Annotated in this window: 10 protein-coding genes; 8 read left to right on the top strand and 2 right to left on the bottom strand. The window is 63.7% G+C overall.

From position 1 onward, the window contains the following. From GVL12_RS25255 to hemP, 5 genes are all read left to right on the top strand, one after another. Positions 1-318: energy transducer TonB (locus GVL12_RS25255; RefSeq protein WP_159918312.1), on the top strand; the 318-nt coding region annotated here is incomplete at its 5' end. Between the two features lie 15 nt (positions 319-333). Continuing rightward, positions 334-1,059: a MotA/TolQ/ExbB proton channel family protein gene (locus GVL12_RS25250; protein ID WP_159918311.1), complete on the top strand. Its 726-nt coding sequence runs from the start codon at positions 334-336 to the stop codon at positions 1,057-1,059. A gap of 2 nt (positions 1,060-1,061) precedes the next feature. Beyond that, positions 1,062-1,472: a biopolymer transporter ExbD gene (locus tag GVL12_RS25245; RefSeq protein ID WP_159918310.1), complete on the top strand. Its 411-nt coding sequence runs from the start codon at positions 1,062-1,064 to the stop codon at positions 1,470-1,472. A gap of 261 nt (positions 1,473-1,733) precedes the next feature. Then, complete coding sequence (locus tag GVL12_RS25240) at positions 1,734-2,738, top strand: Dyp-type peroxidase (protein WP_159918309.1); 1,005 nt, start codon at positions 1,734-1,736, stop codon at positions 2,736-2,738. Positions 2,739-2,909: 171 nt separating this feature from the next. Beyond that, the gene (hemP, locus tag GVL12_RS25235) at positions 2,910-3,068 is read left to right on the top strand and encodes a hemin uptake protein HemP (RefSeq protein ID WP_200844079.1); all 159 of its coding nucleotides are present in this window, start codon (positions 2,910-2,912) and stop codon (positions 3,066-3,068) included. A 325-nt stretch (positions 3,069-3,393) separates the two neighbouring features. Here the strand turns inward: hemP and GVL12_RS25230 are convergent, their stop codons facing one another. Further along, a complete protein-coding gene (locus GVL12_RS25230; RefSeq protein WP_159918307.1) occupies positions 3,394-3,801 on the bottom strand; it encodes a heme-binding protein in 408 nt (135 codons plus the stop codon). Between the two features lie 195 nt (positions 3,802-3,996). On the opposite strand from GVL12_RS25230, the gene GVL12_RS25225 reads away from it, so the two are divergent. Together GVL12_RS25225 and GVL12_RS25220 are read left to right on the top strand one after the other, a co-directional pair. Continuing rightward, a complete protein-coding gene (locus tag GVL12_RS25225; protein ID WP_159918306.1) occupies positions 3,997-4,686 on the top strand; it encodes a Bax inhibitor-1 family protein in 690 nt (229 codons plus the stop codon). Between the two features lie 142 nt (positions 4,687-4,828). Beyond that, complete coding sequence (locus GVL12_RS25220; protein WP_200844078.1) at positions 4,829-5,170, top strand: hypothetical protein; 342 nt, start codon at positions 4,829-4,831, stop codon at positions 5,168-5,170. Positions 5,171-5,256: 86 nt separating this feature from the next. Here GVL12_RS25220 and rlmD read toward each other — a convergent pair whose 3' ends face one another. Next, entirely contained in the window at positions 5,257-6,717 is a 1,461-nt protein-coding gene (rlmD, locus tag GVL12_RS25215; RefSeq protein ID WP_159918304.1) for a 23S rRNA (uracil(1939)-C(5))-methyltransferase RlmD, read from the bottom strand. An 84-nt stretch (positions 6,718-6,801) separates the two neighbouring features. Here rlmD and GVL12_RS25210 point away from each other — a divergent pair, with 84 nt between their 5' ends. After that, on the top strand, positions 6,802-7,815 hold the full coding sequence (locus tag GVL12_RS25210) for a P1 family peptidase (RefSeq protein WP_235033978.1): 1,014 nt from the start codon (positions 6,802-6,804) through the stop codon (positions 7,813-7,815). Positions 7,816-8,043: the final 228 nt, after the last annotated feature.

Genomic DNA, 8,043 nt, shown 5'->3' with positions numbered 1-8,043 from the left:
CCGCCGGCCCCGCCCGCGCCACCCGCACCGCCGGTGATCCAGTTGCCGTCGAGCAACGCCGCCTACCTCAACAACCCCAAGCCCAATTACCCGTCGATCAGCCGGCGCATGGGCGAGCAGGGCAAAGTGGTGCTGCGCGTGTTCATCGACGTCGAAGGCAAGCCGCAGACCATAGAAATCCGCCAGTCCAGCGGCTATGAACGCCTGGACCAGCAGGCCGTCGAATCCGTCAAGCGCTGGCGCTTCGTACCCGGCAAGCGCAATGGTGTTCCCGAAGCCATGTGGAACATCGTGCCCATCAATTTTGTTCTCGAATAATTTTCAGGAGTATTCATGGATTCCCATTTCGGCATTGCCAACGTCTGGACCCAGGGGGACTTCGTCACCCGCGCCATCGCCGTCATTCTGATCGGCATGTCTCTCGTGTCGTGGATCGTGATCATCATCAAGGCGCTGGACATCTTCAAGTACCGCAAGCTTGCGCGGGCCTCGTTTGATTTCTGGCACAGCGAAGACTTCGGCACCGGCCTGGCCAAGCTCGGCACCGATCCGACGAACCCGTTCCGCCACCTCGCGCTCGAAGGCCGCGAAGCCACGGCCCACCACCGCAAGAGCAGCGCCCACCTGCATGACGCGCTGGACATCAGCGACTGGGTCACGCGCAGCCTGCGCAACTGCATCAACGAATTCACCGCGCGCCTGCAAGGCGGCCTGGCGATCCTCGCATCCGTGGGCTCCACGGCCCCGTTCATCGGCCTGTTCGGCACCGTCTGGGGCATCTACCACGCGCTGGTCGCGATCGGCTCCACGGGCCAGTCGACCATCGACAAGGTTGCCGGCCCCATCGGTGAAGCGCTGATCATGACGGCCCTGGGCCTGGCCGTGGCCATTCCCGCCGTGCTGGGCTACAACGCGCTGGTGCGCGGCAACAAATCGATCCTCAACAACCTCAACAGCTTCGCGCACGACCTGCACGCCTACTTCGTGACCGGTGCCCGCGTGAATGTCCAGGGCGACGGCGAATCCGCCAAGGTGCTGCCGCTGAAGAAAGGCGCCTGACCATGTCGTTCGGAACCCAGGACGAGGCCGATGAGGTGATGAACGAGATCAACATGACGCCGCTGGTCGACGTCATGCTGGTTCTGCTCATCATCTTCATCATCACCATTCCGGTGATGAAGCATTCGGTCAACGTCGACCTGCCACAGGCGACCAACCAGCCCGAGAACATGAAGCCGGAAACGGTCAACCTGAGCATAGACGCCCAGGGCCAGTACCACTGGAACGCCCAGGCCATCAGCGATGAGGCGCTCGTGGCCCAGCTGCAGGCCGAAGGTGCGAAGGAGCCTCAGGCCGACCTGCATATCCGCGGCGACAAGAACGTGCGCTACGAACGCGTGGCCCAGGCCATGGCCGCCGCCCAGCGCGCCGGTGTGCGCAAGATCGGCTTCGTGACCGACCCTGCGCAATAAACCGCGCTTTCCGGCCAAAAGCCCTGCCCTCCGCGTCTGCGGAGGCAGGGCTTTTTCCATTGGGAGGCAACCCCTGTGACGTCAACGACCGTGCCTCCTGCGCCAGCCTCGGGATGTGAAACGAACGGCACCGTTGAAAAGCGGCCATCCGCCCTGGATCAAGATGCGTCCACACGGCATGTCAGCTATATTCATGAGCAGCGGTGTCCGCCTCCAGGGCTGAAGCCTCCATATGTTGACGTTTGAAGGGACGCATCTCCAATGACGGAAAAGAATTGGGACAGAGTACCGATCGACGCGCAAAGTATCGACGCGCCCTTGTCGCGTGCCGCCGTCTTTCTCGTGGTCACCGTCGACAACGGGCAGGCCGCTCTCGCCAACATATGCTCGGCGCTCGATGGACTGGACGACATCGTCAAGACGGTCGGGTTTCGTGATCTTTCCGCCAAGCTGTCATGCATCGTCGGCATCGGTCGTGGTCTCTGGGATCGCCTCCATGTCGAGCGGCGCCCGCAGGAGTTGAAGCCGTTTTCACCGATTCAGGGCCCGGTGCACACCGCGCCCGCGACGCCGGGCGATCTTCTTTTCCACATCCGATCCGAACGTACTGATCTGTGCTTCGAATTCGAGCGCATCCTGCTCGACGCGCTCGGCCCCCATGTGAGCGTCGTCGATGAAGTGTCGGGCTTTCGCTATTTCGATGCGCGCGACCTTCTGGGCTTTGTTGACGGCACCGCCAACCCCACCGGCCTCGACCTGCCGGCCTCGGCACTCGTGGGTCATGAGGACGCACAGTTCGCGGGAGGCAGCTACGTCGTAGTCCAGAAGTACCTGCACGACCTCGGTGCGTGGGCGCAGACCCCGACGCCTGTGCAGGAGGAGATCATCGGTCGCACGAAGATAGACAATATCGAAATCGACGACGACGCCGCGCCACGCAAATCCCACAAGTCGCTGGCCACGATCGTGGATGCCGATGGCAACGAACACGACATCCTGCGCGACAACATGCCGTTTGGCCGACCCGGCCAGCGCGAATTCGGCACCTATTTCATAGGCTATTCGCGCTACCTCTGGGTCATCGAGAAAATGCTGCAACGCATGTACCTCGGCGATCCACCGGGCGCGTACGACCGGCTGCTGGATTTCTCTACACCCCACACCGGCACCACCTTCTTCGCACCAGCACGCCCGACCTTGCAGGCGCTTGTCCAGACGGCACAGGCACAGCTTGCGGCCCACCCCTCTGACGCGACACCACGTTGACGGGGGCACCGCACTGACGTGCGATTGATTTACTTACAAAGCGGGGCCGGAAAAGATTGACATGTGATTGAGAATCAATATCATTAGCAAACACACCGACCTGAGGATCAACACATGCCCGCTACCCTTACCCTGCCCCGCACAGGCCAAGCCAGCCAAATTTCCATTCAGATGTCCCAGCCCCTGGAATCGACACTGCACGCCGAAAGCTCCCTGGGAATGAACAGCACCGAGCTGCTGCAGGGGCGCAAGTGCGTGACCATCCTGCACAACGGCATGCCCTACCGCCTGCAGGCCACCAAACTGGGCAAGCTGATTCTCACCAAGTAATTCATGGTTCATCGTGGGGCGACCCGTTGGCAGCCATGCCGATCCGGGTCGTTTTGCCAGCCAACGGAGTCTGTCCGCGTAGCCAGGCTTTTTTTCCACTGACACAATGCAAAAAGCCGGTCATCGACCGGCTTTTGCGCTTGGGTTTTAGGTGATCGCCCTGTTCACTGTCTTATGAACCTAGCATGCACCAGCAAGGGGACACCGAGCAAGGGCCGCCCCGCAGCGATGGTGTCGTGCCTAGCCGGCCGTCCCCCTCCACCGAAGGATGAGAGGGGGAAGCCGGGGCCCGCCCAGGGCGCAGCGGCTCAGGGAGTGCTTTATGTCAGAGACCAATGGCCGCAATGCCCGCGCGCGCGATCTGCGCATCCTCGTGCGACTTCACACCGCTGACACCCACGGCGCCGAGGACCTGGCCGTCCTTGACGATGGCGACGCCACCTTCGAGCAGGCCCTTGAGGCCGGGAGCGCTCAGGAACGAGATGCGGCCACCATTGACCATGTCTTCATAGACCTTGGAATCACGGCGGCCCAGCGCCGCTGTATTGGCCTTGGCCGGAGCGATCTGCGCCGAAATCGCGCCCGCGCCATCGAGGCGCTGCAGCCACAGCAGATGACCGCCGTCATCGACGATGGCGATGGTCACCGCCCACTTGTTTTTCAGCGCTTCGGCTTCGGCCGCAGCGGCAATGGCTTTTACGTCGGCGAATTCGAGTTCGTGCTTGGTCTTCATGCAAAGGCTCCGTGTTAAGGCCAGGTTTCGGCAAAAAAGGAACAGCATAACGGCCAAATGCGGCCCCACTGGGCACTCCCAGCGCAAAACATTCGACACCATAACCAACGCAACGCCGGGGTATTGCAATTCCGGCCTGGCGTCGCCACCTAGAATAGAGTATGCAATCGTGCATATATGAAGGAGAACGTCCTAATGAATGAACAAGTCACCACACTGGGCTCTGCGGGCTACGGTGTCTCGCAGCAACAGCGCAACAAGGTTTTGCGCAATACCTATTGGCTGCTCGCACTGAGCCTGCTGCCAACGGTACTCGGCGCCTGGGTAGGCGTTGCCACGGGCATCACGGCATCGCTGAGCGGCGTGGTCGGCCTCGTCGTTTTCCTGGGCGGCGCTTTCGGCTTCATGTACGCCATCGAGAAGACCAAGCATTCGGCCGCGGGCGTGCCCGTGCTGCTGGCCTTCACGTTCTTCATGGGCCTCATGCTGTCGCGCATGATCGGCACCATTCTGGGTTTCAGCAATGGTTCCGAACTGGTCATGACGGCATTTGCCGGCACCGCAGGCGTGTTCTTCGTGATGGCCAGCGTGGCCTCCGTGATCAAGCGCGACCTGTCGGGCATGGGCAAGTGGCTGTTCGTCGGCGCGATGGTGCTGCTGGTAGGTATCGTGGTCAACATGTTTGTCGGCTCGACGGCTGGCATGATGGTCATCTCCGTGGCCGGCATCGGCATTTTCAGCGCCTTCATGCTGTATGACCTCAAGCGCATCATGGATGGCGGCGAAACCAACTACATCAGCGCCACGCTGGCACTGTATCTGGACCTGTTCAATGTGTTCCAGTTCATGCTGAGCCTGCTGGGCCTGGGTGGCAGCCGCGAGTAATTAGCGCCCCTGCGTCCCTCGAAAAAGGCCCTTCGGGGCCTTTTTTCTTGGGCGGTCCGTCGCTGGCCCAGCTGCAAGCCCTTAACTTTTCGCACAAGCTGCCGATAATGGAGGAGACATGTCCAAATACGCCCCTACCACCATGCGGTCTGCACTTCTCGCCCTCCCCCTGCTGCTGCTCGCTGGCTGCAACATTCCCGGCATCGGGCCAACGCCGCAGGTCGTGGCGCGGGAAAACGAAGCCAAGGCAGTGGGAAGCGCCTGCCGCCATGCCTTGCGCGGCCTCGAAGACTGTTATTCGCTCAACCCCAGGTCCACCAAGGCACTGGTGTTTGCGGGCTGGAAGGAAATGGACCAGTACATGCGCGAAAACAAGATCGAAGGCACGCCTTCGGTCATCACCCAGCGCGAGAAGCCTGTGCGCACGCCGGACAGCGAGATCGAAACCGAACTGCGTCCTGCGACTGCGCGCAATCGCAGCTGATACCGCTCCCCGCGGGTGCCCGCCCTTCGACCGGCTCAGGGTGAAGGCGGTTGGGCGGGCCAGGCCCGCTCAGGGGCGCATGCTTATCAAGCTCTTTCGAAGACCGCCATGCTTTCGACGTGGGCCGTGTGCGGGAACATATTGATCACGCCGGCGCTGACACAGCGGTAGCCCGCCTTGTTGACCAGCAGATCGGCGTCGCGCGCGAGCGTCGCGGGGGCGCAGCTCACATAGACGATGCGCTGCGGCGGCTGCCAGGATTCGCTGCCTTCGGGCAAGGCCACGGCGTCTTCGGCGCCTATGCGCGCCTGGTGGATGTCGGCCAGAGCCTGCACCAGCGCGAATGCGCCTTCGCGCGGCGGGTCGACCAGCCATTTGTCGGCCACGCCGTCGGCGATCAGCATTTCAGGCGTCATCGCGAACAGGTTGCGCGCGACGAAATCGGTGGGGGCGAGCGCATCGCCCGCCGGGCGCTGGGCCTGGTTCTTCGCGAAGTTCTCGCGTGAACGCGCAACCAGCGTCTCGCTGCCTTCGATGCCCAGCACTTCGCGCGCCTGCGTGGCCAGCGGCAGCGTGAAATTGCCCAGGCCGCAGAACCAGTCGATCACGCGCTCGGTCTTTTTCACGTCGAGCAGGCGCAGCGCGCGCGTCACCAGCACGCGGTTGATGTGCGGATTGACCTGGGTGAAGTCGGTGGGCTTGAACGGCATGGTGATGCCGAAGTCGGGCAGGCTGTAGGCCAGCTCCTGGATGGGCGGGTCCATCAGCTGCACGGTGTCCGGCCCCTTGGACTGCAGCCACCACTGGATGTTCTGTTCGGCCGCAAACGCGCGCAGACGGCCCTGGTCGGCCTCGGACAGCGGCTCCATGTGGCGCAGCACCAGCGCGGTGACGTCATCGCCACAGGCGACTTCGATCTGCGGCAAAGTCTCGCGCGCATCCATGGACGCGACCAGCGCGCGCAGCGGCATCAGCATGTTGTCGACATGCGGCGGCAGCACGCGGCAGACTTCCATGTCGGCGATGTAGCGGCTCTTGCGCTCGTGGAAGCCGACCAGCACTTTCTGCTTCTTGATCACATAGCGCACCGACAGGCGCGCACGGTAGCGGTAGCCCCAGGCCGGGCCCTCGATGGGGCGCAGCATCATTTCCGTCTTGACCTTGCCCAGATGCCAGAGATTGTCTTCAAGCACGCGCTGCTTGACGGCCACCTGGGCCGACACGTGCAGATGCTGCATCTTGCAGCCGCCGCAAGCGCCTTCATGCAGGCCGAAGTGCGGGCAGCCGGGCGTCACGCGCTGGGAGGATTCGCGGTGGATGGCCGTCAGGCTGCCGCGCTCCCAGCTGTTTTTCTTGCGGTGGATGTTGGCGCTCACCAACTCGGTGGGCAAGGCGCCGTCGATGAACACCACCTTGCCGTCGGGTTGGCGGGCAACGCCCTGGGCATCCATGTCCATGGACAGCACTTCGAACCAGCCTGGCGGCAATTCGGTAGTGGACTGGGGGGGAAGGTTCGCGGGGGGATTGTTTTCGCTCAGGTCACTCATGGGCGAGATTGTCTCCGAAGCCAGCCAGGGCGAGCGCAACGCGGGGCCATTGGAGGCCCGCCAGGGCCTGGCCATAATGGCAGCATGACTCCATCGACTTTCGCTGAACGCATGGCCCCGTCCGCCGGCAGCATCACCCGCGTGCAAGGTATTGAAGTCGGCCACCACACCGATGCGCGCCGGCCCACGGGCTGCACCGTGGTCATGGCGCGCGCGGGCGCGGTCGGCGGCGTCGACGTGCGCGGCGCGGCGCCGGGCACGCGCGAGACCGACCTGCTGCACCCCACGAATCTGGTCGAGCAGGTGCATGCCGTGCTGCTCGCGGGCGGCAGCGCCTGGGGGCTGGACGCGGCCAGCGGCGCGGTGCGCTGGCTCGAGGAACACGATGTCGGTCTGGACGTACGCTATGCCCGCCTGCCGCTGGTGCCCGCGGCCGTGCTGTTCGACCTGGGCGTGGGCGATGCGCGCATACGGCCCGACGCCGCATCGGGCCATGCGGCCTGCGCCGCGGCCAGCAGCGCGCCGCCGGCCGAAGGCAATGTGGGCGCGGGCACGGGCGCCTGCGTGGGCAAGGTGTTCGGCATGGCGCATGCGATGAAGGGCGGCATAGGCACGGCCTCGGTGACGCTCGACGGCGTCACCGTGGGCGCGCTGATCGCCTGCAATGCGCTGGGCGACGTGCTCGACCCGGACACGGGCCGGGTGATTGCCGGCGCGCGCACCGACGACGGCAGTCAACTGCGCGATACGCGGCGCGCGCTGCTGCGCGGCGAAGCGCCGCGGCCGGTGCTCGCGGGCACCAACACCACGATAGGCGTGATCGCCACCGATGCGCAGATCACCAAGGCCCAGGCGCATCGCCTGGCCGTGGTCTCGCACGACGGCCTGGCGCGCGCGATCAACCCGGTGCACACCATGTCGGATGGCGACACGCTGTTCACGCTGGGCACGGGCGCCAGCGGCAAGACTTTGGGCATGATGACGCTGGCCACCATGGCGGCAGAAGTGACGGCGCGGGCCACGCTGCGCGCCGTGCTTTGCGCGCGCGGGATCACGACGGCCGAGGGGTTATGGCTGCCTTCTGCGGGGGATCTCTAGGGCAGGCCGTTCATGGTTCGACAAGCTCACCACGAACGGTAATGCCTACACAACACGCAACTGTAGAAGATCGATAAACAGTCAATTACCCCGCCCTAAAGGACGGGGCTTGGAACTGAAAGGAATCAAGCCAGATTGACCAGGGAAAGCGGTACCCAACCCGCTGCGTCGATAACAGGTCGTTCAGACGCACCAGCGAATGCTTCCTCAGTTCGCTGCTCTGCAAGA

Origin of the sequence: Pantoea sp. 18069 (genome assembly GCF_902706035.1) — a bacterium.
GTDB lineage: Bacteria > Pseudomonadota > Gammaproteobacteria > Burkholderiales > Burkholderiaceae_C > Comamonas.
Note: the sequence above shows the minus strand (reverse complement) of the source record. Positions and strands in the feature narration are given on the sequence as shown.

Bases quoted from the DNA above. Each gene is read 5' to 3' on its own strand.
- GVL12_RS25250 (WP_159918311.1), top strand. From the start codon at position 334: ATGGATTCCCATTTCGGCATTGCCAACGTCTGGACCCAGGGGGACTTC.
- GVL12_RS25245 (WP_159918310.1), top strand. From the start codon at position 1,062: ATGTCGTTCGGAACCCAGGACGAGGCCGATGAGGTGATGAACGAGATC.
- GVL12_RS25240 (WP_159918309.1), top strand. From the start codon at position 1,734: ATGACGGAAAAGAATTGGGACAGAGTACCGATCGACGCGCAAAGTATC.
- hemP (WP_200844079.1), top strand. From the start codon at position 2,910: ATGTCCCAGCCCCTGGAATCGACACTGCACGCCGAAAGCTCCCTGGGA.
- GVL12_RS25230 (WP_159918307.1), bottom strand. From the start codon at position 3,801: ATGAAGACCAAGCACGAACTCGAATTCGCCGACGTAAAAGCCATTGCC.
- GVL12_RS25225 (WP_159918306.1), top strand. From the start codon at position 3,997: ATGAATGAACAAGTCACCACACTGGGCTCTGCGGGCTACGGTGTCTCG.
- GVL12_RS25220 (WP_200844078.1), top strand. From the start codon at position 4,829: ATGCGGTCTGCACTTCTCGCCCTCCCCCTGCTGCTGCTCGCTGGCTGC.
- rlmD (WP_159918304.1), bottom strand. From the start codon at position 6,717: ATGAGTGACCTGAGCGAAAACAATCCCCCCGCGAACCTTCCCCCCCAG.
- GVL12_RS25210 (WP_235033978.1), top strand. From the start codon at position 6,802: ATGACTCCATCGACTTTCGCTGAACGCATGGCCCCGTCCGCCGGCAGC.